This is a genomic window from Methylocystis sp. WRRC1, assembly GCF_020733155.1.
GTDB lineage: Bacteria > Pseudomonadota > Alphaproteobacteria > Rhizobiales > Beijerinckiaceae > Methylocystis.
The window spans coordinates 1,921,482-1,948,401 of sequence record NZ_JAJFZJ010000001.1 but is presented as its reverse complement, the minus strand read 5'-3'; the positions used below and the strand labels follow the sequence as shown (position 1 = coordinate 1,948,401).

Annotated in this window: 20 protein-coding genes and 1 riboswitch; of the genes, 7 read left to right on the top strand and 13 right to left on the bottom strand. The window is 66.2% G+C overall.

Annotated features, from left to right (window positions below):
* The 6 genes from LG047_RS09360 to LG047_RS09335 all read right to left on the bottom strand — a co-directional run bounded on the left by LG047_RS09360 (position 1) and on the right by LG047_RS09335 (position 10,373).
* A complete protein-coding gene (locus tag LG047_RS09360; protein ID WP_227966421.1) occupies positions 1-2,202 on the bottom strand; it encodes a hypothetical protein in 2,202 nt (733 codons plus the stop codon).
* Complete coding sequence (locus LG047_RS09355; RefSeq protein WP_227966420.1) at positions 2,190-3,347, bottom strand: glycosyl hydrolase family 8; 1,158 nt, start codon at positions 3,345-3,347, stop codon at positions 2,190-2,192. Before LG047_RS09355 ends, LG047_RS09360 begins: the two co-directional genes overlap by 13 nt.
* Positions 3,344-5,914 carry a cellulose biosynthesis cyclic di-GMP-binding regulatory protein BcsB gene (locus tag LG047_RS09350; RefSeq protein ID WP_227966419.1) on the bottom strand — a complete coding sequence of 857 codons (2,571 nt, stop codon included), beginning with the start codon at positions 5,912-5,914 and terminating at the stop codon, positions 3,344-3,346. The genes LG047_RS09355 and LG047_RS09350 overlap by 4 nt, the downstream gene beginning before the upstream one ends.
* Complete coding sequence (gene bcsA, locus LG047_RS09345; RefSeq protein ID WP_227966418.1) at positions 5,911-8,205, bottom strand: UDP-forming cellulose synthase catalytic subunit; 2,295 nt, start codon at positions 8,203-8,205, stop codon at positions 5,911-5,913. The genes LG047_RS09350 and bcsA overlap by 4 nt, the downstream gene beginning before the upstream one ends.
* Positions 8,206-8,297: 92 nt before the next feature.
* A complete protein-coding gene (gene bcsS, locus LG047_RS09340) occupies positions 8,298-9,059 on the bottom strand; it encodes a cellulose biosynthesis protein BcsS (RefSeq protein ID WP_227966417.1) in 762 nt (253 codons plus the stop codon).
* Positions 9,060-9,539: 480 nt separating this feature from the next.
* Positions 9,540-10,373, bottom strand: coding sequence for an alpha/beta fold hydrolase (locus LG047_RS09335; RefSeq protein WP_227966416.1), 834 nt, complete (start codon positions 10,371-10,373; stop codon positions 9,540-9,542).
* A 157-nt stretch (positions 10,374-10,530) separates the two neighbouring features.
* Between LG047_RS09335 and LG047_RS09330 the strand changes: the two genes are divergently transcribed.
* The 4 genes from LG047_RS09330 (at position 10,531) to LG047_RS09315 (ending at position 15,418) form a co-directional block, all read left to right on the top strand.
* Entirely contained in the window at positions 10,531-11,733 is a 1,203-nt protein-coding gene (locus LG047_RS09330) for a glycosyltransferase family 4 protein (RefSeq protein WP_036284139.1), read from the top strand.
* A 183-nt stretch (positions 11,734-11,916) separates the two neighbouring features.
* On the top strand, positions 11,917-12,438 hold the full coding sequence (locus LG047_RS09325; RefSeq protein WP_051134248.1) for a DUF2147 domain-containing protein: 522 nt from the start codon (positions 11,917-11,919) through the stop codon (positions 12,436-12,438).
* A gap of 157 nt (positions 12,439-12,595) precedes the next feature.
* Positions 12,596-13,366 carry a carbonic anhydrase gene (locus LG047_RS09320; protein WP_227966415.1) on the top strand — a complete coding sequence of 257 codons (771 nt, stop codon included), beginning with the start codon at positions 12,596-12,598 and terminating at the stop codon, positions 13,364-13,366.
* 189 nt (positions 13,367-13,555) lie between these two features.
* Entirely contained in the window at positions 13,556-15,418 is a 1,863-nt protein-coding gene (locus LG047_RS09315; RefSeq protein ID WP_227966414.1) for a cation:proton antiporter, read from the top strand.
* Here LG047_RS09315 and LG047_RS09310 read toward each other — a convergent pair.
* Positions 15,415-16,614: an anion transporter gene (locus LG047_RS09310; RefSeq protein ID WP_227968468.1), complete on the bottom strand. Its 1,200-nt coding sequence runs from the start codon at positions 16,612-16,614 to the stop codon at positions 15,415-15,417. The genes LG047_RS09315 and LG047_RS09310 overlap by 4 nt on opposite strands.
* A 292-nt stretch (positions 16,615-16,906) precedes the next feature.
* Here LG047_RS09310 and LG047_RS09305 point away from each other — a divergent pair, with 292 nt between their 5' ends.
* On the top strand, positions 16,907-17,548 hold the full coding sequence (locus LG047_RS09305) for a helix-turn-helix transcriptional regulator (RefSeq protein ID WP_036284137.1): 642 nt from the start codon (positions 16,907-16,909) through the stop codon (positions 17,546-17,548).
* A gap of 90 nt (positions 17,549-17,638) precedes the next feature.
* A complete protein-coding gene (locus LG047_RS09300) occupies positions 17,639-18,715 on the top strand; it encodes a cytochrome-c peroxidase (protein WP_227966413.1) in 1,077 nt (358 codons plus the stop codon).
* 53 nt (positions 18,716-18,768) lie between these two features.
* On the opposite strand, the gene gcvPB is transcribed toward LG047_RS09300, so the two are convergent.
* The 4 genes from gcvPB to gcvT are packed head-to-tail and all read right to left on the bottom strand — an operon-like array spanning position 18,769 to position 23,178.
* The gene (gcvPB, locus tag LG047_RS09295; RefSeq protein ID WP_227966412.1) at positions 18,769-20,295 is read right to left on the bottom strand and encodes an aminomethyl-transferring glycine dehydrogenase subunit GcvPB; all 1,527 of its coding nucleotides are present in this window, start codon (positions 20,293-20,295) and stop codon (positions 18,769-18,771) included.
* Positions 20,295-21,635, bottom strand: a complete 1,341-nt coding sequence (gcvPA, locus tag LG047_RS09290) for an aminomethyl-transferring glycine dehydrogenase subunit GcvPA (RefSeq protein ID WP_227966411.1) — start codon at positions 21,633-21,635, stop codon at positions 20,295-20,297. Before gcvPA ends, gcvPB begins: the two co-directional genes overlap by 1 nt.
* Before the next feature lie 20 nt (positions 21,636-21,655).
* Positions 21,656-22,030, bottom strand: a complete 375-nt coding sequence (gcvH, locus tag LG047_RS09285) for a glycine cleavage system protein GcvH (protein ID WP_036284131.1) — start codon at positions 22,028-22,030, stop codon at positions 21,656-21,658.
* The gene (gcvT, locus tag LG047_RS09280; RefSeq protein WP_227966410.1) at positions 22,027-23,178 is read right to left on the bottom strand and encodes a glycine cleavage system aminomethyltransferase GcvT; all 1,152 of its coding nucleotides are present in this window, start codon (positions 23,176-23,178) and stop codon (positions 22,027-22,029) included. The genes gcvH and gcvT overlap by 4 nt, the downstream gene beginning before the upstream one ends.
* 174 nt (positions 23,179-23,352) lie before the next feature.
* A riboswitch (glycine riboswitch) is annotated at positions 23,353-23,443 on the bottom strand.
* A gap of 105 nt (positions 23,444-23,548) precedes the next feature.
* Here gcvT and LG047_RS09275 point away from each other — a divergent pair.
* Positions 23,549-25,636, top strand: coding sequence for a hypothetical protein (locus LG047_RS09275; protein ID WP_227966409.1), 2,088 nt, complete (start codon positions 23,549-23,551; stop codon positions 25,634-25,636).
* Here LG047_RS09275 and msrA read toward each other — a convergent pair.
* Positions 25,633-26,307, bottom strand: a complete 675-nt coding sequence (gene msrA / locus LG047_RS09270) for a peptide-methionine (S)-S-oxide reductase MsrA (RefSeq protein ID WP_227966408.1) — start codon at positions 26,305-26,307, stop codon at positions 25,633-25,635. The two genes, LG047_RS09275 and msrA, sit on opposite strands and share 4 nt — an antisense overlap.
* On the bottom strand, positions 26,304-26,846 hold the full coding sequence (gene msrB / locus LG047_RS09265) for a peptide-methionine (R)-S-oxide reductase MsrB (RefSeq protein ID WP_370635035.1): 543 nt from the start codon (positions 26,844-26,846) through the stop codon (positions 26,304-26,306). Before msrB ends, msrA begins: the two co-directional genes overlap by 4 nt.
* Positions 26,847-26,920 lie beyond the last annotated feature (74 nt).

Sequence of the window (26,920 nt, the reverse complement as noted above, 5' to 3'; positions counted from 1 at the left end):
TCAGCGACTCACGGGTTGCGGATATTGGCCATAGGCGGCGCCCGGAGGCGCCGGGGCCGCGGGCGGGGGAGCGTCGCGCGGGCCGGGCGCGGCATAGGCGTTCGACGGGGCGCGGGGCGTCGGCTGCGCGCCATAGCCGGCGGGCGGAAGGCCGCGGGCGTTCGCCGGATTGCGCGCGTCGAAGACGGCTATTCCCGCCTTCGCGGGATCGGCGTCCTGCGACGCCCATTGCGTGCCGGCGGGCGCGATCTGCTGCGAATAGGGCGGCCATGTCGCCGTCTCCACGCCGTTCCAGCCGGGAAGCAGGCTGAAGCCGTAATGCTCATAGGGCATGGCGCCCACGCCGGGCGTGCGGCGGGCGACGAGGGGCGGCGGCTGCGTCGCCGGGTCCTTGCGCAACGGGCTCTCGGATGCGACCGGCAGGCCATGCGCAGGAGCGCGATTATTCGTCGCCATCGGCAGGGCGCGAAAGCGCAGCGGATTCTCGGGCGCCACGACGGCGGGGAATCGGCCCCTGATGTTCTTCATTGCACGCTGGAGCAGAATCTCCTGCGGAATCTGCATGTCGATCGGCGTCGAGGCGTTCTTCTGCGCCAGATAGCTGGCCGCCTGCGGATCGTAATTCGCCGGCGCGCCGGGAATCGTCGCGGGGCCGGGAGCCACATAGGCCGCCGTACGGAATGGCGCGCCGTGCAGCCGTTCCGCGCCTTTCTGATCGCAGGGCGTCGGCGGATGGTAATAGCCGTCGGGGAAGAGAATCTCGATGACCTTGGCGAAAAGCCCGTCATAGCGATTGGCGAGTTCGTAAAGCCCCTTCTCCTTCTTCAGCCGACGCAGGGTGAGCGCGTAGCCATAGACCGTCGCGTCCTTCGGGAACCACGCGACCGCGCGCTCGAACCAGAACAGCGCCACGTCGAACTGGCAGCTGTTGTAGGCGTACCAGGCGAGCGCCTGCGCGCCTTCGCCGGAGGCCGCCTCCATCGTCACTTTCGCATAGCGCGCGAGCCGGTCGGATTCGATGTAGGGCGGAATCTCGCGCGTGAGGTCGGTCTCTAAGAGATCGAGAAACAGGATGATGTTGTTCGCCAGCGGCTCATGCCAGGCGAAGGCGACTTCCTCCGCCTCGCGCAGCATGTTCAGCGCGCGCAGCGAATGGGCGAGGCCATGCGCGATCATCGCGTCGCCGTCGTTCTGTATGGCGAGCTTGAACCACTCCAGCGCGCCCGCGAAATCGCGACGCTTGTAATCGTACCAGGCGACGAGGCCGAGCTGGTTGGCGTCGCGGCTCTCCTTTGCGTAGGCCTCGAATTTCTGCATGTCGGGGACGGGAACTTCCTCCGCGCGCTCGTCATGCAGGAAGGCCGCGATGCGCGCGCGCGTGATGTCGATGGCGATTGGCGCATATTCATTCGCGCCTTCGGCCGCGCCGGGGACAGAAGAGAGCAGCGTCTCGACGTCGGCCATGCGCAGCGAGCCCAGCGCCTTCTGGATCGTCGCGACCCGGATATGCGAATCCTTCGACGTGGTGAGGACGCGCTTGAACATGTTCACCGCGTCTTCGTTCTGCTTGGCCCGCGCATAGGCTTCGGCGATCGTCCAGAGAACGTCGACTTCTTCGGCGAGTTCGCTCACATCGACATTCTCGCCCTTTATGTAATCGACGAGGTCGAGAAATTTCTCGGCCTTCCAGAACGAGCCGATCCTGAGCCGCAATTCCTTGCGGCGCATCTTCTTGGTCAGATCGGCGGATGGCTTCCAGGTCGGCGTCTCGCGCTGCTTGGCGGCGATCGCCGCTTTCAGCTCGTCGATCCGGTCGGCGGAATACAGCGCCCACAAGGGCTCCTCGTCCACGCCGCCGTCGCCCGGCGCTTCATAGAGATCTGCGGGCGGCTCATAGGCGGGATAGAGGCGGCGCAGGCGCGTCAGCTCCGCATTGACCCGCGCCATCTGTTTCAGCGAGGCGTAATAGCGCAGCGCATGATCGTCGGGCGCGACAGGGCCGCCCACCACAGGAATGGGCGCAGGCGCCGGGCGCGCCGGTTTCGCCTCCTTCGAGGCGGCCTTCATTTCCGGCGCCGGCGGTTTTTTCTTCTGCGCGGGCGGCTCCGGCTCCGTGGGCGACGGCGCCGCATGGACATCCGCGGTCAGCCAAAGCGCCATTGCGAGGAGACTGGCGGCGAGCCGGGGCGTTATCCGAGACATGCGCCATGCCTCATCTGCATTGCGATCAGCGCCAGAAGGCGCAAGGTCGCGGGGTAGTAATTGTCCGCGGCGTCGGCGGCGAGGAGCTGCGGCGGCGCTTTCGCGCCTTCGAAGACGCAGGCCGTCAGCGCGCCGATCGCGCCAATGCCGCTGTCGCCGAAACGGCCGACCTCGGCGCCGGTGGTGACGTCGACGATGGCGAGCGCGCCTCTGGTGCGCTTCACCAGAGTCATGAAGGGCGCATATTGCTCGCGCTCGCCAACGCCCGCCCAAGCGAGATAAAGCGGCACGCGCACCGCATTGTAGGAGAATTGCGGCGCCATGTCCGCGGCCGGCTTCGCCTCCTGGTTCTTCAGCGAAATCCAGTCGGTGGGCAGCGCGTCGGGAGTCTTGCGCGTCGCGTCGAGCAGATCGAGTCCCGTTTGCGTGAGCCCCGCCCAATCCACTTCCGGCGCCACGAGATGGAGCCGCGAGAAGGCGGGGAAGACGTAATAGGACAGATTGACCACCGGCCCGTCCGGACGATCGTCGGCGTGAAAGCCCGTCACGGCGGGAAGCAGGATCGCGCCCATCTTCGTCTTGAACAGCACGAGCTTGCGCGCGAGCTCCACGGCGATGCGCCTTCCGGACGTGCGATAGCTCATGTCGTTCCAGAAGTCGCCCGCCTCCGCCAGCGCCCATGAAACGAGAATGTCGCCGTCGGAGGCGTTGTTCATGTCGGCGACGGCGGGGCGTTTTCCCGGCTCCCATCGCCAGGCGATGAGCTGATCGTCGCGCACCATCAGATTGGCGCGCGTCCATCCCCAGACGCGTTCGAAAGTCGCGCGATCATTGGCGGCCACCGCGAGCAGCATGGCGTAGCCCTGCCCCTCGCTGTGGCTGATGAGATTGTTGCCGGTGTCGACGACGCGCCCCTGATCGGTGACGAAGCGCGCCTTGTAGGATTGCCACATGGCGGGCGTCTTCAGCGCGCCGCCGAGCGGCAGCTCCCGCGAATCGAGCGCGAGGCGCGGCGCCTTTTTCGGCGCGGGCGCGGGCGCGGGTTCGGCGGCGGACGTTTCGGGAGGCGTCGCGGCGGGCGCGGGCTCTCCGCGCGCGAATGTCGCGACAAGGCAAAGCGCGATGGCGCAGGGGAGGCGCTTCATTGCGTCCTCCGGCCGACATTTTTGACGAAGAGCCGCGTCGCCGCCGCGAGCGTCACGGCGAGCGAGACGGCGCCCGCGACGTAATAGAGCGAATGGAGCGACAGCCAGCCGGCGGCGATGAGCCGGACATTGCCGACCGAGAGCGGCTGCGTGACGACGAAGCGCGCATTGTCGACCGGCGTTACGTTGATCTTCGCCTGGGAGAGATCGAGCAGCGACACGCGCCCCCCGATCTGTCGCGACACGCGCGGATCGACGAGACAGGCGACGGAGTCGGCGAGAAGATCGGCGTTCGGAGCGGTGACGACGGTCCACACCTCCCCGCTCTCCGCGCCCAGAATATTCTGGCCGAGCGCGAGCAGGGTCTGCGACGTCATGTCGGACTTGTCGCCGCCATGTTCGAAATTGCGCATCCACACGCCGGCGTCGGTGAATTTCGCCTTGCTCCATTCGCCAAAGCTGCGCGCCCATTGCGCGATGGTCGCGCTGAACCGCCGCTCATTGCGCACGCGCGCGTCCCATTCCTGAAAGAGGTCGCGCGGCGTGTTCGGATCTTCCGCTTCGGTCGGCGCCTCGGACGCCGCCGGCGCCGTCGCGCCGGTCGCCTGAAGATCGACGCGCCTGAAGATCGCGCCGAAAGCGTCGGGCGATTTCGGCGGATGGCAGGCCATGGGAAAATTGTTTTGCAGCACGAGTCGATTGCGCCGCGCCGCCTCGCCGCTCGACAGCGCCGCGGCGTGGTCGCTCGCGCTCTCGGCGCCGATCTTGTCGCGCCAGGCGCGCGCGAGTTCGTCCACCGGCATGTCGAGCCTGCGCAGCAGATCGGGATCCAGCGCGTCATAGGGCGCGACCGCGAGCGTCGGACCGTGGTCGCCCTGCGGAGGCGTCGAGGCGATCTCGAAATCGATCGGCCGGCCGGCGGCGATGGCGAGATGGGCGACGATCGTCGCCGCCGCGCCGACGGATTTCGAGTCGAGCCGCGGCAGATAGAGCTTCGAACGGTTCGAGGCGACGGCGTATGGAAAGCCGCCCGTGGCCGTCACCGCGAGGTCCGGCATGCAGCCCACGCGCGCGATCGCCGGCATCTCGATCTCTGTGGAGTCCAGGAAAAGGAACCGGTTCGACTCCACTTTCGCGGCGAGCGTGTCGCAACTCTCGTCCGACGGCGCCGGCACATGCGCCTCGATCTCGATGCGGTTGAGGCCCGGCCGCAAAAAGCCCAGCGGCAGCGGCAGCGGATTGTCCTTGAACACTTCGCCCGTCGATTTCAAAAGCGGCAGGCTCACCGCTGTGCGATCATTGACGTTCATGACCAGCTGCGCCTTGGAGGTCAGGCCCGGCGCATAGCCGCCGGCGACGCGCAAGGTCGCGCGGCCATAGTCGGCGGGATAGAAATCCGGCGGCATTATGATGTTGAAGGCCGCTCGATAAAGCCTGCCGTCGAATTCCACGCTCTTGACGCCGAGCTCGGCGAGCTTCACGCGCTGGCCGCCCTCCATGCGGAAGCCGGGAAAGGCCGCGGCGGCGCGCAATCCCGCGGCTGCGCCCTTCGGCTTGGTGGCGACGAGAAACGCTTTCATCGCCGTGTCGACCTGCGCCGCGTCGGCGCCGGTGACGACGATCGTCGTGCGCCGCTCGGGCGTTCCCGGAACGACGAAGGCGCGCGGGCCAGTGACGACGCCGACCATTTCGGCGCCCGCCGTCGCGGAGAGTTCGGCGGCCGTGCCGACGAGGAGATTCACGCCGTAGCGCCCTCCCGCGAGCGGACCGGAATCGACGACCGGCTGCTCGAAGCGGCCGACGATGGAGATGAGCTGCACGACGCGCAACAGACGTTCGATGTCGCTCGTCTTCGCATTCGCGGGCGTCACCGCGCGGATCGGCAGCGCGCCCTGTTCGTCGGCCGGCAGCGCGGCGAGATCGCCGATCGCGTCGACGCCGGCGTCGGCCTCGTCGAGAATGAGGCCGGTCTGCGTGGGATCGATCTGCGTCCACAATTCCTGCGTGGCTTCGAGCGAACAGTCGACGCGATGGCGCTGCTCGGTGGAGAGGCGCAGCGAATTGAAGCCCGGGCGCATCAGCCCCGGCGGAATGTCGAAGACGACGGTCTTCACCGATTGCACGGCGTTGACCGGCGTCGCGCCGACGGTCTGATCGTTGATCGTCAGCGTCAGCGTGGAGACTTCCGGCATCACCGAAACGGCGGAGAGATAGCCCAGCTGGAATTGCAGCTTCCGCCGCGCCTGCCTGTCGGTGAGATACATCGGCCATTCCGACGCGCCGGTCTCCCCGGCGAGACGATAGCCCTGAATATTGTTGGCGAGATGACGCAGAATCGTCACGCGCTGCTTTGGTCCCGGCGCCGGCCGCGCGACGTTTGCGGCGGGCCTTGCGGGCGGGGGAAGGGGCGCGGGAACCGGCGCGCCAGTCGACGGCTGTTCGACTTTCGAGATCGTCGGCGGGGCGGTGAGGAAAATCGCCTGCGCGAATGTCTCGGTCGCAACGAGCGTCGTCGCGATGACGCAAGCCATACGCCGGGCGAAAATATTTGCGATGGCGGCGATCATGCGGATTCCTTGCGGGCGGCGGGAGCGAGCGCGTCCGTTTCGCCCGCTTTCTTCGTCGCCGACGCGGCCTGCGCGGTCAGGCGATGCAGCCAGGCGGTCGCCGCCATGGGAGGAGCAGGCGCGGTTTCGGGCGCCTGCTCATCCTGCGGCTTGCGCTTGAACAGATAGGCAAAGGCGCGCACGGGCTCGACGAGGCCCCACCAGATGAACTGGCCGGTGCCGGCCCAGATGCTCTTGTGCTTGCGGCGGCTCTCCAGAAAACGCGGCAGCGCGTCGGAATCGCCATACATCAGATCGGCGAGAACGTAATATTCCTCGGCCTGCATCGTATCGAACTCGCAGCCATAGAGATCGTCGCCCGTCGGGGTGCGACGGAAGACGAGCGGCAGGCTGCGGTCGCCGACGAGCTCTCCGATGGGTTCGATCGTGAGGCGCGCGCGCGTGTCCTCCGCTTCGAGCAGCGCCGCCGGCATTTCATCCACCAGGCGCACCGCGCAACCGCCCGCCGACACATTGGCGATTTCGACGGCGACTTTTTCTCCCGCGACCTCCAGCCAGCCCTTGCGATCGATGGCGAGGCGCGGATGGCGGTCGGGCTGTTTGCGCTCCGAGACGGCGCCGAGCGCGACGCCCGCCATGACGAGATTGAACGTGTTCCACAGACCGACGATGAACATCAGATTGCTGACTCCGGGCTCCACGACATAGCGGAACGCCGCGACCAGCGTGCCGGTCAGAAGCACGAGATACATGGCGAAGAACGGCCACGCCAGTTCGGAGAGATGGTCATTGTCGAGGGTGAGACCCTTCGCCGTCACGTTGAACGTCGGCTTTCGCGGGTTCATCACGACAGACACGATCGCCTTGCTGAGAAAAACGCCCTGGCAATATTCGTAGAGTTCGGAGACCCAGGGCCAGCGCACGCAGCCGAAGAGATAGTTCTGAAGCATGACGTTCACGACCATGTAGGTCGCGGTGAAGGCCACTGCCTCGTCGACATTGGAGACGAATATCTTCACGTCGAAAAGGATGTAGGCGAGCGGCGCCAGCATGAAGACGAGGCGCGGGAAGGGGAAGAACCAGAAGGTCATGCTCGAGAGATAGCCGAGTTTCTGAATGGGCTTGAGGCCCTTCTTGAACATCGGATTCTTGAGCATCATGATCTGCAGCATGCCCTGACACCAGCGCACGCGCTGACCGATGAAGGACGAGAAGGTCTCGGGCTGCAATCCTGCGATGAGCGGCTTGTCGACGAAGGCGCTGGAATAGCCTTTCGCGTGAAGCTCGAAGGCGGTCTCGCAATCCTCCGTGATGGTGACGCCGGAGAAGCCTCCCGTCTCCATCAGCGCGGATCGGCGCAGCAGCGCCGCCGAGCCACAGAAGAAGGAGGCGTCCCATTTGTCGAGGCCGCGTTGCGTCAGCGAGTAAAACATCTCGTTTTCCGACGGCATGCGGCTAAAGGTCTTCAGGTTCTTCTCGATCGGATCGGGATTGAGAAAGACATGCGGCGTCTGCACGAGGAAGAGTTTCGGATCGTCGATGAAATGCGCGACCGTCTCCTGCAGGAAGGCGCGGAACGGCGCATGATCGGCGTCGAAGACGAGCACGATGTCGCCCTTCACATGAGCGAGCGCGCTGTTCATGTTGCCGGCCTTGGCGTGCTCGTTCTTCGCGCGGGTGAGATAATGGCAGCCGAGCCGCCTGCAGAGCTCCTGCAGGGACGCGCGCCGCAGCTTCGCGGCTTCCGCCTTCACCGGATTCGCATCATTGCACTTCTGATCGGTGCCGCCGTCGTCGAGCAGCCAGACGTTCAGCTTGTCCCTGGGATAGTCCATGGACATCGCCGCTGCGGCCGTCGTCGCCAGAATATATTCGTCTTCATTGTAGGTCGGGATGAAGACGTCGACGACGGGAAGCTCCTCGTCGCGGCGCCGTTCGAGCGGCCTGCGCTTCACCGGATCGGCGTTGACGATGAGGCTGATGACGAGAATCGCGACGCAATAGAGCTCGGCGGAAAGCAGCACCATGCCGAATCCGAAGCCGATCGGATCGGAGGCCGGCGGCAGCGTGCAGGTCAGGCGCCAGTAGACGTAGCGGATGACGATGAAGCTCGAGAGCGACAGATAGATTTGCCGCGCCAGCGGGCCGCGGCCGAAAATCCAGACCAGGATCAGCAGGCCTATGGTGGTGACGCTCAGCGCGAGTTGCGCCTGCACGCTCACCGGTTGCGTCAGCAACGCAACCGCGAAGACTCCTGTCGCCACCCAGGCGAACGCACGCAACCCGGACATACACAGCCTCACATCTGCCAAGCTTGAATGTAGACGGGTGCGCTGAAGGCCAAGTTAACGATGATTCGATTTTCCGCTTGTCCGCGCGCGGATCAGAAGGTCACGCGCGTGTCGAGCGTTCCGTAGACGCCGCCGCCGCGCACGCGGTCATTCAGGAATCCGGCCGCCGCGCCGAATTGCAGGGCGCCGAAGCGAAGCCCCGACACATGGCCGCCGAGGCGCCATTGCTGGAAGAAATTGTCGCCGAGCGCGACGACCTCCGGCCCGACATAGACATGGTCCGAAAGCGCCATGCCGAATTTCAGCCGCCCGTAATAGGAATTGTAATTGGTCGAATAGGAGAGCACGCCCGCGATCATCGTCTGGTCGGTGGGCGTGGTGAAAAAATCCGCCGCGAGCTTCAGTCCGCCGCTGCCGCCCTTGGCCGAATTGTTGGGATCGTTGGGCGAGAGGCTCGTGTTGACGACCTCGCCGCCGGCGTAAAGCGCGACGGTCGCGCGCTTGAACACCCATTCATAGCCGAAAAGAAAGGCGCCGCCGACGATCGTGCCGTGAATCTCGCCCAGGAAGGGATTGGACGGCGCATAGACATATGTGCCCGCAAGCCCGCTGAGCCGCACGCGCATGCCGCTGCGGTCCATGGCCGTGAAGGGGGCGATGGTGCCGATCAGCGCGCCCGAAAGCGCGCGTTGCGACGTGCCGTCGATCGCGACGTCGATGGCGACGCGGGGCGCCCTTGGCGCCGGCGTCCCGTCGGTGGGAACGCCGGTATACCAGTCGGCGGCCTTCGCCTCCGGCAGTGACGTCAACGCCGCCAGCGCCACTGTGGCCAGGAACCGGAAAGAGACGCGCATCGTCGAGACAACTCATTTGTCCGCGGCGGCGCCGGCTGTCGGGGCCGGCTGTCGCCAAAACGCCGGTCATGGCGTTGCAGCCCGATCATGCGCGGCACCTGTTAATGCAAAGCTGAAGCAATTCGGTCACGGATCGTTATGCTTAAGGTCCGCTTAATTCGGCAGACGCAACCTGTTTGACATCGATACAACCTTATGTTGTGTTCAAGCTGTTCAACATTGATTTTGGGAGAGTTTCCTGTGAGCGTCAGCAGCCGTTTCGAAAGCCGGAATCGCAAATCATCCCGCGAGCTTATCTTTACCGCCTGGGAGACGGGCAATCTGCCGCGCGAGGCTTCCGGCGCGTTTCAAAAAGGGACGAATGATGCGGTCAGCCCGCGCGAGGCGGTTTCGCGCAGTTTCCGGCGCAACGATCTCGCGACGAAAATCGAGCGTCTTGCGGCCCGGCGCGCCAGGTAAATCTGGCGTGAGGCGCGCGTCTCAGGAAAGGAGATCGCGCGCCGGTTCGCCGGGCGGCGGCGCGCTCATCAGCTCCACGGCCGAGGCGAGCTGGGCGAGGTCCTGTTCGCGCGAGAGGCGATGATCGCCGTCGGCGATGAAGGTGAGCGTCACCGGATCGAAGCTGAGATGCTCGACGAGCGTCAGCGCATGGCGCCATGGCACGTCGGGGTCAGCCATTCCCTGCAGGATGTGCACGCGCGCATGCGCGCGAATAACGCCTCCGAGCAGGAGATGACTGCGCCCATCCTCGATCAGCTTGCGGGTTATCGGCGTCGGGTCCGGAGAATATTGCGAGGCTCGCATCCAGGCGCCCTTCTCCATGATCTCGCGCTGCGCTTCTTCGGGCAGCGCCTTCCAGATCAACTCCTCCGTGAAGTCGACCGCGGGCGCGAGCAGGATCAATCCGGCAAGCCGGTCCGACGCGCCTTTTTCGGCGAAGCGGCGGGCGAGCAGCAGCGCGATCCAGCCGCCCATGGAGCTGCCGATCACGATCTGCGGCCCCGTCGTCGAGCGTTCGAAGACGGCGGCCGTCTGCTCCAGCCAGTCGCCGATGCAGCCGTCCGCGAAGCTCCCTTCCGAAGCGCCGTGGCCGGCGTAGTCGAAGCGCAGGAACGCCCGTCCCCGCTCCCGCGCCCATGCGTCCAGGAACCCCGCCTTGGTCGAGGCCATGTCGGAAGCGAAGCCGCCGAGCCAGACGAGACCGGGCGACCGAGCGCCCGCGCCGACCGCTGGCCGCAGGCGCCGCGCGATACGCCAAGGGGCGCCGCCGGCGGGATTGGGGATGTCGAGAAAATCGATGTCGGGCTCAGTCACGGCCGGCTCCCGATTGGGGTTGCGCCGCAGTCCCGGCGGCAAAAATTGCGCGACGCTTGAAATTCCGCAATTCGCTCATAGTTGGTAAATAATCTCGAAAGAGAATGCGAGCGTGCTCGTGCAACCGTCCACCGCCAGCTCGCCCTTGCAGCTTCCCATGGCTCATCCGCTCGCCTCCATCGCTTCCGCCGACCAGTCGCTGGCGGGTCGAACGGTGCTGCAGATCGTTCCGAACCTTCAGTCGGGAGGAGCGGAGCGCGCCACCATCGACATGGCCGAGGCGCTGAGCCAGGCGGGAGCGCGTTGTCTCGTCGCGTCGCATGGCGGGCGGATGGTCAGCGAATTGCAGTCGAAGGGCGGCGAGTGGCTGCCTTTTCCGGCGGCGACGAAGAACCCGATCGCGATGGCGCTCAATTCGGTGCAGCTCGCCCGCATCATCCGCGACGAGGGCGTCGACATCGTCCACGCCCGTTCGCGCGCGCCGGCCTGGGTCGCCTATTACGCCACGCGCCAGACGAATGCGCGCTTCGTCACGACCTATCACAGCGCCTATTACGGCGTGTCGCCGATCAAGCTTCGCTACAATTCGATCATGGCCTCCGGCGATCTCGTCATCGCCAATTCGCAATTCGCGGCGCAGCGCATTCGCGAGCTGCATCCGCTGACGGGCGACCGCATCGTCGTCATCCCGCGCGGCGCCGACCTTCGCGCCTTTTCGCCCGCAGTGGTCGATCCGGCGCGGGTCGAGCGGCTGCGGGCCGAATGGGGCGTCGCGCCGCATGAGCGCATCGTGCTGCTGCCCGCGCGGCTTTCGGCGCGCAAGGGCCATTCGGTGATGATCGAGGCCGCCAGGCGGCTCATGAGCGAGGGCGCCCGCGATCTTCGCATCCTCTTTGTCGGCGATGCGCACAGCGAATCCTTCCGCCGCAGCGTCGAGGCGCAGATCGCGCGTGCGGGCGTTGGAGAAATCGTGCGCAGCGTCGGCTATTGCGACGACATGCCGGCGGCCTATCTCGCAGCGGCCGTCATCGCCGCGCCCTCCACCGAGCCCGAAGCCTTCGGGCGCATCGCGATCGAGGCGCAGGCGATGGGCGCGCCGGTGATCGTCTCGGACATCGGCGCCTCGCCAGAGATCGTTCTTGCGCCGCCGCAGACGTCCACGCAACTGGCGACCGGCTGGCGCGTGCCGCCGGGCGATGCTTCGGCGCTCGCGCATGCGATCTTCGAAGCGCTGGCGATGAAAGCCTCGGCCCGCGACGAATTGACGCTTCGCGCGAGAAAAAACGTGCAGACGCGCTTCTCGGTCGAAGAAATGCAGCGCGCGACGCTCGAGGTCTACAAGCGCCTGCTTCAGCCCTGAAATTGCGACGACTTTACGGCCGGGCTCACGCCGGACGCCGACGTCCGGCGTGTAGCAAAACGATTCAACCTGCTGATGTCGAAGACGATTTATGGTTGTCAATTTATTAACGGCTCAGGGTCGAAGATTCGCCAAGATGAGGTTCAACAATATTCGACATCGCCAAACAAAGGAGCGATCGAAATGAAGCGTAACTCCGTATTCGATCTCCTCGTCCGCGTTCTCTCGCGCCTGTCGATTCCCGCCGCCGCCATCGCGCTCCTTGCGACTCCCGCCGGCGCGGTGAGCGCGAATGATCCCCGCGGCGTCTGGCTGCGTTCCGAAGGCGGCGTGCAGTTCAGCTTCTATGACTGCGACGGCCTGCTCTGCGCCAAGGTGATCGCCGCGAAGAACCCCGAGGACCAGAGCGGCGTCGGCACCGTGATCCTGCGCGGCGCGACGAAGACCGGCCCCAATGAATGGAAGGGCAAACTCTTCAACGCCGAAGACGGCAAGACCTACGACGGCTTCATCAGCCTCAAATCGGCGAATGAGTTGAGCCTGAAAGGCTGCCTCTGGGGCGTGCTGTGCAGCGGCGAGACCTGGACGCGCGTCGCGACCGCGGCGCAGGCGCCGGCGGCCAACGCCACCGTCAAGGCCCAGACGAGCGCCGCGCGGCCGGCGGCGAAGCCCGCCCGCGCCGTTGCGGCCGCTCCCACGGAATAAATCGAGAAATCCGCTCCGTTAATCCTCACGCCGGACGCCGCCCTTCGGGGCGGCGTTTCTTTTGCGCCCTATCTTCGGCCCCGTGCGACGGTTAATGATCGAGTGCAGCCTGAGCTGGCGGAAACCAGGCAGTTTGTCATCCTTTGGAGGATTGATCATGTGCCTGTCCTGTGGATTTCCCGACATCGCTCACGGCCGGAAAACGCCTCGCCGGACTTTCATGCTCGGCGCCGCCGCTGCGGCCGCGCTGACGATTGCGGGCGAGGCGAACGCGAAAGGCAGAAAATCGCGCGGGAAAGAGGCGCGGCCGACACAATCCGCCCCGCCCAAGCCTGAAAATGTGATGACCCCCGACGACGCGCTCGCGCGGCTGATGGAGGGCAACAAGCGCTATCAGACGGGAGTCGCGCGGCGGCACGACTTCATTGCGGAACGCGAGGCGCTCGTCGGCGGACAGAATCCTTTTGCGGGAATCCTCAGCTGCGCCGATTCGCGCATCGCGCCGGAATATGCTTTCGACAGTTCGCGCGGCGATCTCTTCGTCTGTCGCGTCGCCGGCAATTTCGTCAATCCCGACAATGTCGCGAGTTTCGAATTTGCGGTCGAGGTCCTGAAGACGCCGCTGCTGCTCGTGCTCGGCCATGAAGCCTGCGGCGCGGTCAAATCCGCGATGTCCTCGATTTCGGACGGGACGACGCTGCCCGGTCATCTGCCGTCGCTTGTCGCGGCGCTTACGCCCGCCGTGAAAGCGGTTGCGGGCCGGCCGGGCGATCAGCTGGAGAATGCGACACAGGAAAATGTGCGTCTCGGCGTCGAGGCGCTCAAGAGCGCGACGCCGCTTCTGAGCGCTGCCGTCAACGAGAAGCGGGTCAGGATCGTCGGCGGGATCTACCGTCTTGCAAGCGGAGCAGTGGAAATCTTCGCCTGATTCCAAACGTGGCCGATCTGATTGCCGAAAACGGGGGCCGGTCGTCGCTGCGCCGGCCTCTCAGTCTTTCTTGTCGGCGCTTCCGCCTCGATGCTGAAGAAACCGGCGCCAGATCGCCGTTGTTTTTCTCGCAATGAGTTGCGCGCGCCGTATATTCAACCTCTGGAATCGGCGGACGAAAAGGGCGGCATGACGAATTCCGTACATCTGGAATCCTATCGCGAGGCTTTGGTTTTTCTTGCGACAGCGGGCGTCGTCGTGCCGCTGTTCCATCGTCTCAGGATCAGCCCCGTTCTGGGTTTTCTGCTTGCCGGCGCCGCGCTCGGCCCCTTCGGCCTCGGGCGCTTCGCGCGCGAGAACAGCTGGGCGTCGATGTTCACCATCACCGATGTCGAGGGCGTTTCGAGCCTCGCCGAGTTCGGCCTGGTGTTTCTGCTGTTCATGATCGGGCTCGAACTGTCCTGGGAGCGCCTCGTCAGACTGCGGCGTCTGGTCTTCGGACTCGGGCTGGCGCAGGTCGCCGTGTCGACGACCGTCCTCGCCGCGATCGGCCACTTCTGGTTCAATGTCGAGCCGGCGCCCTCGATCCTGATGGGCGGCGCGCTCGCCATGTCCTCGACGGCGGTCGTCATGCCGGTGCTGGCCGAGGGGCGAAGGCTCGCCAAGACGTCCGGCCGCGTCGCCTTTTCAATTCTGCTGCTGCAGGATCTGATGGTGGCGCCGGCGCTGTTCTTTGTCTCCGTTCTCGCCAACGCCAAGCAGGGCTTTAGCGCCTTCGAGGCCGCATCCGCCTTCCTGCCGGCCTTTCTGGCGCTCGCCGGTCTCATCGTCTTCGGCCGGCTGCTGCTGCGCCCCCTGTTCCGGCTCGTGGCCTCGGCGCAGCTCACCGAACTGTTCATGGCGGCCTGCCTCCTCGTCGTCATCGGCGAGGCGCTGATCACCGCCGCGGCCGGCCTTTCGATGGGGCTTGGCGCCTTTATCGCCGGGCTGCTGCTGGCGGAAACGGAGTTTCGCCGCGAGATCGAGGTTACGATCGAGCCGTTCAAGGGCCTGTTGCTCGGCCTTTTCTTCGTCTCGGTGGGCGCAGGCCTCGACATCGGCGCCGTCGTCGCCGACCCCGGTCCTGTCGTGCTCAACGCAGTGGGGCTCACAATCGTGAAGGCCGCGCTGATCTTCGGTCTCGCCCTTCTGTTTCGTATCGAGTGGCGCGTCGCCCTCGAGGCGGCGCTGCTCCTCGCGCCAGGCGGGGAATTCGCCCTCGCCCTGCTCACCTCGGCCATGGGCGCAGGCGTTCTGCCCGGGCACTTCGGCTCCGACGCCATGGTCGTCGTGACGCTCAGCATCTTTTTCATTCCCTTCCTCGGCTGGGTCGGCGTCAGGATTGCGCAGGGCGGCGCCGTCGTGGCCGAGGATGAGCAACACGCCCATCTGGCGCCGGAGGCGCAGATTGCCGAAGGGCGCGTGCTGATCGTCGGCTTCGGGCGCATCGGCAGTCTCGTCGGCGACATGCTGACGCGGCACAACGTGCCCTTCGTCGCGGTCGATGATCTCGTCTCGCTCGTCGCCAAGGGGCGTGAAGAAGGCGTTGAAATCTACTGGGGCAACGCGACAAGGCGAGAGTTTCTCCTGCGCTGCGGCGTCGCGCAGGCGCGTGCGCTGGTCGTCACGGTCGAGAACGCCCCGGCCGCAGAAGAAATCGTGCGGGTCGCGCATGAGATTCGCAACGACCTCATCATCGTCGCCCGCGCGCGCGACGCCCGGCACGCGACGGCGCTCTATCGCCTCGGCGCGAGCGACGCCATTCCCGAAACGATCGAGGCGAGTCTGCAACTCGCCGAGACCGTCCTCGTCGATATCGGCGTGCCCATGGGCTATGTGATCGCGTCCATCCACGAGAAGCGCGACGAGTTCCGCAAGATCCTGCAACCCTCGGGGGAGGAGGCGCGCGAGCGCCAGGTGCAGCGCCGCAAGGAGCTCAAACGCGAGCGGGTGCGGCGCAAAATCTCCGGCCGCGCCGCGGAGCAGGCGGAAGAGGAAGCGCCCAACGCTTAAAGGATCGCGAGCCCGATGAGGATCGTCACAAGGGTCAGCGGCGCGCCGATCCTGAAATAGGTCCAGAAGCCGATCGAAACGCCCGCTGCGCGCGCGCGCTCGACGACGATGAGATTGGCGACCGACCCGACCAGCGTGAAATTTCCGGCGAGCGTCGAGGCCATGGCGACGACGAGCCAGGCGCGCTGCGGGTCGGACAGGCTGGCGACGAAGGGTTTCAGAACCAGCACCGCCGGCACATTGCTGACGAGATTGGAAAGCGTCGCCGCAACGAGCGCCAGCGCCGGCGCCTTTTCGAGCGCGAGGCGGCCGATCTCCGCCGCGCGTTCGGGCGTCACGGCTGCGGCCTCGAAACCGGCCACGACGATGAAAAGGCCGCAAAACATCAGCAGCAGAGGCCAGTCGATCTCGCGATAGACTTTCTGCGACTTCACGCGCCGCGTGAGCAGCAGAAGCGCGCCCGCGATGATCGCGACCTTGGCGGCAGGAACGCCGGCGAAAAAGAAAATCACCATCGCCGCCGTCGTCGCCAGCGCCTTGCCGGCGAGCGCGGGATGCCAGGCGCCGCGCGTCGCGCCGGGAGGCGCCAGCGTTTCGCGCGTCAAGAACTCGCGCGGGAAGGCCGCGGCGATGAAGACGATGGTCAGAACGACGCCAGCCGCCGCCACGGGCCACAGCGCGCCCGCGAAGGCGGAGTAGGAAAGTCCCGACGCGCCGCCGATGATCATGTTCTGCGGATTGCCCGTGATCGTCGCCACGCTGCCGATGTTGGAGGCGAGCGGAATGGCCAGCACATAGGGAACCGGATCGCGCTCGAGGCGCCGCAGGAGATCGAGAACGAGCGGCGGCATGACGATGCAGATCGCGTCATTGACGAGAAAGGCCGAAAGCAGCCCTGTCGCGACGGCGATCGCCGAGAGGAGATAGATCGGCCGGCGCGCGGCGGTCGCGAGCCAGTCGGCGGCGAGTCGAAAGACGCCGGAGAGCCGAAGATTGGCGACGACGATCATCATGCCGAGGAGCAGCGTGATGGCGTTGAGGTCGATGGCGCGATAGGCCTGATCGAGCGTGAGCGCGCCGACCCCGACCATCAGGCTCGCGCCGAGCAGCGCGGCGCCGGCGCGGTCCAGCCGGTAGAAGGGCAGCTTGCCGATCGCGAGCACCAGATAGGTCGCGGCGAAGATGACGAGCGCCATGAGCCGCGCGCCGTCGTCTCCGGTCACGGCGCGCAGGAAGCCGGCGGCTTCGCCGGGCGCGAGGATCGCCCCTGCGGCGAGCGCGGCGCCGGCGGCGGCCAGCCCCGTTGCGAGAAGGGCGCGCAGCCCTCTTCCGCCACCCGGGCGGCGGCCTGAGGAAAAACGCTTCTCTTCCGGCAATTTAGACCTGCAACCCGGTCAGGGTGGCGCGTTTGTTTCCTATTGTGCGCATTTGTCAACCGTTATATTCCTATTCATAGGAAACCCTTCCGTTGCAACCCTGAGCTCGCTGATGACGGACATTCTCTCCCACGCCCAGATCTGGGCGGCCCTCGACGCGCTCGGCGAGCGCTACGGTCTTACGCCCTCCGGCCTTGCGCGCAAGGCGGGCCTCGATCCCACGACATTCAACCGCTCCAAGCGCGAGACGGCCAGCGGGCGTCAGCGCTGGCCCTCCACCGAATCGATCGCCAAGGTTTTGCAGGCGACGGGCGCGAGCCTCGACGAATTCATGGCGCTGGTTTCGGCCAACAGCAGCGCCTGCCGCAAGCACACGCGGCCGCTCATCGGCCTCGCCCAGGCCGGGGCGGGCGGCTTCTTCGACGACGCCGGCTTCGCCATCGGCGCCGGCTGGGACGAGATCGACGTGCTCGCCGACGCCGACGAACATTCCTATGCGCTGGAAATTTCCGGCGATTCCATGTTTCCGCTCTATCGCGACGGCGATGTGGTGATCGTCTCGCCCGCCGCCCCCGTCCGCCGCGGCGACCGTGTGGTGGTGAAGACCACCGACGGCGAGATCATGGCCAAGGAGCTCAAACGCCAGACGGCCCGCACGGTCGAATTGCGGTCGATCAACCCCGCCTATCCGGACCGCGTGATCCCCCGCGAGGAGGTGAGCTGGATCGCGCGAATCCTCTGGGCGAGCCAATAAGTCGCGCCGGCGTTTGGCGCCGCGCCCGGCGCGAGACGTGCTATAAATCGATTCCGTCTTCGATCGCTCTCCGAAAACCGGGTCTCGAACATGCGTCTTTCGTTGATCGCCTCTCTTGTCGCAGCTCTTTCCATGCCGGCGCTCGCGGCCGGATCCGCCCTCGCGGACGCCGCCCTTCGCGACCAGGCGAAGGGGCTGTTCGAGCCGCTGCCGCAGACGCCGCCCGCCCTTCCCGGCGAGACCGCGACTCCGGAAAAGCTCGCGCTCGGCAAGATGCTGTTTTTCGAGCCGCGCCTTTCCGACACGCGCGACATGAGCTGCGCCGCCTGCCACAATCTCAGCATGGGCGGCGTCGACGGCGGGGCGCTGTCGGGCGGCCACAACGCCCAGCTCGCCGGCCGCGAGGTGCAGACGGTTCTCAACGCCGTCTTCAACAAGTCGCAATATTGGGACGGCCGCAACACGGACCTCAAGGACCAGGTCGTCAATTCGGTCATGGCCAATCCCAAGGCGATGCTGAAGACGCGCGGCGGCCCGATGGCGATCAACCCGGTCGAGCACGCCGCCGCCAAGCAGCGCACGATCGAGCAGCTGAAGACGATTCCCGGCTATGTCGACGCCTTCAGCAAGGCGTTCCCCGACCAGCCCGATCCGCTCAACTATGAAAACATCGGCCGCGCCATCGCGCTGTTCGAAGCCACGCTCATCACGCCCGACGCGCCCTTCGACCGCTGGCTGAAGGGCGACGACGCGGCGCTGACCGACGATCAGAAGGCGGGAGCCAGGCTCTTCATGGAGAAGGGCTGCGCCGGCTGCCACAACGGCGTCAACATCGGCGGCGCGTCCTTTGCGAAATTCGGCGTCGTCGCGCCGCCGCCGGCGGATTACCTGCCGGCGGACGACTGGGGCCGCTTTGCGGTGACGAAAAACATCGCCGACAAATACGCCTTCAAGGTTCCGTCGCTGCGCAATGTCGAACTGACCGCGCCCTATTTCCACACCGGCGCGACCTTCGACCTCAAGCACGCTGTGACGGTGATGGGCGAAACGCAGCTCGGCCAGAAGCTCACGGACGACGAGGCGACAAAAATCGTCGCCTTCCTGAAGTCGCTGACGGGGAAACAGCCGGAAGTCGTGCTCCCGATCCTGCCGCCGCGCACGCGATGATCTCGACGCGAGTCTGAAGATGAGAGGAGGCTCCGAAAGGCGCCTCCTCTTTTTTATGCGGCGCTCCAGCGCAGCACCGGTTTGCGCGCGGCGAGCGTTTCGTCCACGCGCCGGCGCGGGGCGAGACGCGGCGCCTGGGCAAAGCGCTGCGCGTCGCCCTCATGCGCGCTTTTCGCGAGATCGCGAAGCGTCGCGATGAAGAGGTCGAGCGAGGCTTTCGACTCCGACTCCGTCGGCTCGATCAGCATGGCGCCATGAACGACGAGCGGGAAATAGATCGTCATGGGATGATACCCCTCGTCGATCATCGCCTTGGCGAAATCGAGCGTCGTAACGCCGGTTCCCTTCAGCCAGGCGTCGTCGAAGAGAACCTCGTGCATGCAGACGCGGTCGCCGAAAGGCTGGCTCATGACGTCGCGCAGGGACGCGCGCAGGTAATTCGCCGCGAGCACCGCGTCCTTCGACGCCTGCGCGACGCCATCGGCCCCATGCGCGAGCATATAGGCGAGCGCGCGCACGAACATGCCCATCTGGCCATGGAAGGCGGTCATGCGGCCGAAGCTCTGCGTTCCTTCCGCATGCTCGACGAGGCGCAGCGTTTCTCCTTCCCTTCGAATGAAGGGAACCGGCGCGAAGGGCGCGAGGCGCTCCGACAGAACCACCGGGCCGGCGCCCGGCCCGCCGCCGCCGTGGGGCGTCGAGAAGGTCTTGTGCAGATTGATATGCATCGCGTCTATGCCGAAGTCGCCCGGCCGCAAGACGCCGGCGATGGCGTTGAAATTGGCGCCGTCGCAATAGAAATAGCCGCCCGCCTCGTGCACCACGCGCGCGATCTCGACGATGTCGCGCTCGAAGAGGCCGCAGGTGTTGGGATTGGTCAGCATGATCGCGGCGACGTCGGGGCCGATCACTTCCTTCACTGCTTCGGCGCGCACCGTTCCGTCCGGCGCGGCGGGAACGACACGCACGGAAAAGCCCAGAAAGGCGGCGCTCGCGGGATTGGTGCCATGCGCCGATTGGGGAATCAGCACGACATTGCGCGTTTCGCTTTCGCCCGCCGCCGCAATCGCCGCCTTGATCGCCATCAGCCCGCACAGCTCGCCATGCGCGCCGGCCTTCGGCGACAGCGCCACGGCGTGCATGTTGGTCAGCGTCATCAGCCAATGCGAGAGCGTCTGCATCAGTTCGAGCGCGCCCTGCACGGTTGAAACGGGTTGCAGCGGATGCGCGTCGGCGAAGCCATCGAACCGCGCGACCTTCTCGTTCAGACGCGGATTATGCTTCATTGTGCAGGAGCCGAGCGGATAAAGCCCCGCGTCGATCGAATAATTCTTGCGCGAGAGGCGCACGTAATGACGCATGGTCTCGGGCTCGGTGAGACCGGGAAGGCCGATCGCGCCCTTGCGTTCGAGCCCGCCGAGGCGCGTTTGCGCCGGCGGCGGTTCATCGACGTCGACGCCCGTGGCGTCGATGCGGCCGATCTCGAAGAGCAGGGGCTCTTCCAGATCGAGTCCGCGATTGCCGGTGAAGGTTGCGGGCGTCTCGTCCATGTCGTCGATGTGAGCAGGCCGGTCGAGCATCAGAGCGCTCCTTTCAGCGCGGCGACGAAGGCCGCGCGATCTTCGTTCGTATTCACTTCCGTGCTGGCGACGACGAGGAGGTCGTCGAGGCCCGCGTTCGGCAGAAGCCGCGAGACGGGAACGCCCGCGAGAACGCCGCGCGCCGCCATTTTTTCAACGAGCGTCGCCGCGTCGGCTTTCACGCGCAGCGTGAATTCGTTGAAGAAGCTGTCGTTCAGCACCGCGACGTTCGGAACATTCGAGAGCATGTCCGCAAGCCGCGCGGCGTTGGCGTGATTGAGGCGCGCGAGCCGCGTCAGCCCGGCTTCGCCGAGCAGCGTGAGGTGAATGGAGAAAGCAAGCGCGCAGAGGCCGGAATTGGTGCAGATGTTCGAGGTCGCCTTGTCGCGGCGTATATGCTGCTCGCGCGTCGAAAGCGTCAGCACATAGGAGCGCCGCCCGTCGGCGTCATGCGTTTCACCCGCCAGACGGCCCGGCGTCTGCCGCAGGTAATCGTGACGCGTGGCGAAGAGACCGACATAGGGCCCGCCGAAATTCAGCGCATTGCCGATCGATTGTCCCTCGCCGGCGACAATATCCGCGCCCATGGCGCCGGGCGATGTGAGAAGGCCGAGCGACACGGCTTCGGTAAAGACGGCGATCAGCAGCGCCCCATTGCGATGACAGGCTTCGGCGATTTTTGTCAGATCGCGCAGATTGCCGAAGAAATCGGGCGTCTGAACGACGACGCAGGAAACCGTTTCATCGATCTGCGAAATGAGGTCTTCGTGCGCGCGAACGTCCGGCGGCGACGTCACGACTTCGTCGCCCGCAAGGCGCGACGTCGTGCGCACGACATCGGCGTAATGCGGATGCAGCCCGCCGGAAAGAAGCGCCTTGCGCCGCTTCGTCAGGCGATGCGCCATCAGCACCGCTTCGGCGGTCGCGGTCGAGCCGTCGTACATCGAGGCGTTGGCGATCTCCATTCCAGTGAGAAGCGCGACCTGCGTCTGGAACTCGAAGAGATATTGCAGCGTGCCCTGCGAAATCTCCGGCTGATAGGGCGTGTAGCTCGTGAGAAATTCCGAGCGCTGGATCAGATGATCGACGCTCGCCGGCACATGATGTTTGTAGGCGCCGGCGCCGACGAAGAAGGGAACGCGGCCCGCGGGCGTATTGCGTGCGGACAGTCGTGAAAAGATGCGCTCGACCTCGAGCTCCGACTTGTGCGGCGGCAGATCGAGCGGTTCTTTCAGCAGCGTCGAAGCGGGCGCGTCGGCGTAGAGCTCCTCCATATTCTCGACGCCGATCGTCGCGAGCATGGATTTCCTGTCGGCCTCGGACAGCGGATGATAGCGCATCTTCTTATCCTCTCTCCCCGCTACAATGTTTTCACGAAGTCGGCGTAGGCGGCTTCGTCCATCAGCGTGTCGATTTCCGCCGCATTCTCCACGCGCAGTTTCACGAGCCAGCCGCGCGCGAGCGGGTCTTCGTTGACGAGCGCAGGCGCTTCGCCAAGTTCTGCGTTCGCCTCGATCACCTCGCCGCCCACGGGCGCGTAAACTTCGCTCGCCGCCTTGACGCTTTCGATTACGGCGAGCTCCTTGCCCTTGGCGACTTTCTTGCCGACGGCGGGCAGATCGACGAAAACGATGTCGCCAAGCTGCGCCTGCGCATAGTCGGAAATGCCGACGACGGCGACGTCGCCGTCGAGGCGGACATATTCGTGATCCTTCGTGAAGCGCAGTCCGCTCATGTTTGGTCCTCTTGGTCTTTCGGTTTGTGGTAGCGATGCGCGACGAAGGGCAGCGGCGCGACGATCATGTCGACGCGCTTTCCGCGGACGTCCGTCGAAAGTGAAGCGCCCGGGCTGGCGTGACCGCGCGCGACATAGCCCATCGCGATCGGCCGTTGCAGCGTCGGCGAGAAGCCGCCGGACGTCACGAGGCCGATTTCTTCGCCGTTAGGCGCAAGCAGGGTCGCGCCGTCGCGCACCGGCGCTTTCGACTGCGGAAGCAGGCCCACGCGCAGGCGCGACGGTCCATCCCTCAAAGCCGCGCTGATGCGCGCAAAGCCGGGAAAGCCGCCTTCCGCGCGGCGGCGCTTGCCGATCGACCAGGCGAGGCCGGCTTCGACCGGATCGGTGGTCTCGTCGATGTCATGGCCGTAGAGTGGCAGCCCCGCTTCGAGACGCAAGGCGTCCCGCGCGCCGAGCCCGACGGGCGCAACGTCCTCATGCGCCAGAAGGCGCATGACGAAATCTTCCGCGCGATCGGCGCGCAGCGAGATTTCGAACCCGTCTTCGCCCGTGTAGCCGGTGCGCGAAACAAAGAACGACGCTCCGTCGAAGTCGAAAGCGCGCCAGCTCATGAAAGGAAGATCCTCGGCGCCGGGGAGCAGAGCGCCGAGGATCGACGCCGCGCGCGGTCCCTGCAGGGCGATCAGCGCGCGGTCGTTGAGGATGTTCAGGTCGAAATGCGGAAGGCGCGCCGCGATCAGCGCGAAATCCGCCGTCTTGCGGGAAGCGTTGACGACGAGAAACAGCCGCTCCTCGACGCCGGGAAGGCGAGTGACGAGCAGGTCGTCGAGAATGCCGCCGCTTTCGTCGAGAAGCTGCGTGTAGCGGGTGTGGCCGGGGGCGAGGCCGGCGAGATCGGCGGGCGTGAGGCTCTCCAGCGCCCGCGCGGCGCCCGCGCCGGCGAGAATCGCCTGACCCATGTGCGAAACGTCGAACAAGCCCGCCTTCTCGCGCGTCTGCAAAGTCTCCGCGACAATGCCCGAGGCGTATTGCACGGGCATGTCGTAGCCCGCGAAAGGCGCCATGCGCGCGCCGAGACTTCGGTGCAGGCGGTCGAGCGGCAGAAACGCGAGAGGCGCGGCGTGGACGTCTGGCGTGGCGGTCATCGGACTCTCCGGCGCGGGCGTGTGACGCAAGACGCGGTCCTGCCGCTCTTGCGCGCCCCCTCTGTCCGGTGACCTGAGAGATTTCCCCGAACGCCGCTCTTTCGAGCCTGCGTTGCGGGTTACGCCCGTCGGTGGACGAAGCGCTTGCGCGCCGCGTCGCTTTCCAGAGTCCTACGTCTTCCCGCGGTCCTTTGGCCTGAGCGTTTCCGGGGCGGTTTCGCCTTCGGCGCCGGCGCGACGCGCCGGACTCTCCCGCTGGAAAGATTACGCCTCGAAAGATGGGCGCGATTCGCAACAGCGTCAAGCGGAGTCGTCGGAGATTTGCGCGGCAGGGGCCGGCCCGGCTATTCTTTGGGCGCCTTTCCTTCGCATGGCTGCGGCGCCATGCATCATCCGGGCGCTGCGGCAGATGTGGCGAGAACAGTTCGATTATTTCTGGGACGGACGACGCCGGCTCGTGATCGGTTGCTTCGACGGCGCCGAGAGCCCGGCGGCGATCGCCGCGCGCCCCCAATTGACCCTCGTCTCGGCGAGGGACGAAGACTTCTCGATCGCTCCCACGCTCATCGACGTGATCGACGCCGCGCGCTGGCGGGCGCGCATCGTCATTTCGGATATTCCGAGCGATCACCGCTTCCTGCGTCTTTTCGCCGCCGACGGCTCCGAACTGCGCCTCGTTCTGGGTTCCGAGCGCGAGCAGCCGCCGGGCGGCGAGTGGCGCCTGCTGATGACGCTCCTGCCCGAGGCGGAAAGCGCGGATCCCGTCTCCTTCCGGCTGGTTCCGCTACCGGCGCGCGGCGATCTGGAGCGCCTCGCGCGCGAGCAGACGGCCTCGGCGGGCGCGCGGCTGGTCTGGGCCATCGGCCAGCGCCGCGCCGTGGAGCGAAGCGAGAGCGGCGCGCTCGTCGCGCGGCTGGCGCCGGCGCGGCGCATCTTCCCCGCCTTTCAGAATCGGCTGACGCTCGAAGCCATGCCCTTCGAGGCGGAGGCGGCCGCCGATACGCGCGAGGCGCCTTTCGCCATCATGCAGCACTGGCTGCGCGAACAGGGCGCGCCACGCGCCGCGCTGCGCCTGCGCATCCCCGATTCGCTGGAGGAGAGCGCCGGATTGCTCGGCCGCACGTCGGTCGCGCTCGTCCTGCAGCAGCGCCGCCATCTGCGCGGCTGGATGCAGGAGCAGAAACAGGCGGGAGAGCCGGTGATCGATCCTCTGAGTTTCGAGGACATTCGCCAAGCGACCGGCGAGCCGGGGGAGCATCCCGACGCGGTCGAGTCGAGCGACGCCGTGGTCGTCGCCAATCTGCTCAATCTCATTCTCGATCCGGAAGGGGCCGAGGCCGATGGCGTCACCGTTCGCCGCGGCGACGATAAAAACCCGTTGGGCCTCGGCGAGACCGTGGAGATCGACTTCTATGGCGCGGCGCTCGGCGACGATATCGGCCTGATCTGTCCGACGGCGGCGGCGGGCGACATCGGCGTCGCGCCGGCCGACCCGGGCGGGCCGCCCTTTGCGCGGCTGCTGCGCGTCGAGGGCGACGGGCTGACCCCGCGCCGGATCGGTGAGGACGAGCCGCTGCTCGACGAGATGATGCGCCGCGCCGCGGCGGCCGCGCGGGCGACGACCAGCGGCCCGGCGGCCCGCATCGTCGCCGAACGCGCCGCAGGTCTCAGGAGCCGCCGCGAGAAATTCGTCGCCGTGCTCAACGACGCGCTCGCGCGCGCGAGTTTCAAGGCGCGTTTCGAGTCCGCGGGCCTGTGGGACGTGTTCGAGCCGCTGGCGCAGACGAGCTTTGCGGCGCTCGTCGCCGACGCCTCGGCGCCGGCCCGTTCGCATCTGGAGGATCTCGGCGGCTACGCCGCCTATGGCGTCGATCCCGCGCTGACGGCGGCGCTTGCGCGCGGCGGCGTTTTTGCGCAAGCGGCCCAGAGTCCGAGGTTTCGCAGCGAGGCGCGCGCAACGCCCTCGCTGCTCCAGCGCTATGTCGCGGCCTGTGGTCTCGAGGGGATAACTCCCGCCGAACTCGACCCCGCCGGACAGGCGGACGCCTTGCGGGCGCTGACGCAGGAACAGGACGCGCTCGCCTTGCGCGACGCGCGCATTGGTCTCGCAGCCGATGCAGGGCTTCGCCGCGCGGCCGTGATCGCCGCGCGTCAGCTTGCCGATGAATCGGCGGTCGAGCTCGCGATCGTCCACTTCGAGCAAAGCCACGACGGCGAAACGGCGGCGAGGCTCGCTGATTATCTGAACGCGCGTCGCGCTGGAGAATGGACGCCGCCCGAACATGCGAGGACGCTTGCAGCGCTCCTCGCGCGCGCGGGCGTCGAACGCGAGGAGGCGCAGACGCGCGTCGCCGCCGGCATGACGGCCGCCGCCGCCGCGCCGCCGCCCTCACCGCCGCCGTCGCCCCCGCCCCCCGAGAAGCCGAAGGGATTCTTCCGACGCCTGTTCGGCGGCTAATTCTTCGTCAGCGCGGGCGCGTCACGATAGATGGCGGGATAAAGCCGTTTCAGATTCTCGATCTTCGGCAAATCGTTGAAGACGATGTATGGCGCATCCGGATGGCGGACGAGATAATCTTGGTGATAGGCTTCGGCGGGATAGAACGCCCCGAGCCGCTCGATGCGCGTGACGATCGGCGTGGGAAACGCCTTCGCGGATGAAAGTTGCGCGATATATTCGCGCGCCATTTTCTCCTGCTCCGTATCGGCGACGAAGATCGCCGAGCGATATTGCGTCCCGACATCCGGCCCCTGCCTGTCGAGCTGCGTCGGATCATGCGCGACAGAGAAATAGACGCGCAGCAATTCGCCGAGGCTCACCTTGCCGGGATCATAGGTGATTTCGACCGACTCGGCGTGGCCGGTGTCGCCGCGTCCTACCCTCTCGTAATGCGCGGTCTCCTTCGCGCCGCCAGCATAGCCGGACACCGCGCGCGTGACGCCCTTCACATGCTGGAACACGCCCTGCACGCCCCAGAAGCATCCGCCGGCGACGACGAGCTTCCGTGCGTTAGCGGTCGCCGGCGCAGGATCATAGGCCGGGGGCGGCAGGCTAACCGCGCGCTCCGCCGCGCGAAGCGGCGTCGCGAGCAGGGCGATGGCGGCGGCGAAAAGAGCGACGCGTTTCATTGCGCCTGCCCCTGCGCCGTTCCGCGCGCGACGAAGCGCAGCGCGACGCCGTTCATGCAATAGCGCAGACCCGTAGGCTTCGGCCCGTCGGTGAAGACATGGCCGAGATGCGCGTCGCAGCGCTTGCAGGAGACGGCGACGCGCCGCATGCCGAAGGAATTGTCCGCGCTCTCGATGACGTTGTTCTTCGAGATAGGCGCAAAGAAGCTCGGCCAGCCGGTGCCGGAATCATATTTGGTTTTCGAGTCGAAAAGCGCTGTGTCGCAGCAGACGCAGCGGAAGAGCCCGTCGTCATGCGCGTCCCAGTAAGGGCCGGTGAAGGCGCGCTCGGTGCCTTCCCTGCGCGTGACCTCAAAGGCGAGCGGCGACAGTTGCGCGCGCCATTCCGCCTCGGTCCTGACGACCTTGTCGACGTTGGAGACGCCGAGACTTTTCCCCGCCGCGTCGAAGGCTTCGATCTGCACCGACTGCGCGGCGCGGATCTTTGCCGGAAGAAACGCGAGAGCGAAAACGCTTGTCATCATGGTGCGGCGGTTCATGGAGCGCCCTTGTCGCCTGCCGCATTGCTGCGCTGCGCATGCAATGGCGGCGTTGTTTCGTCATGGAGCGTAAA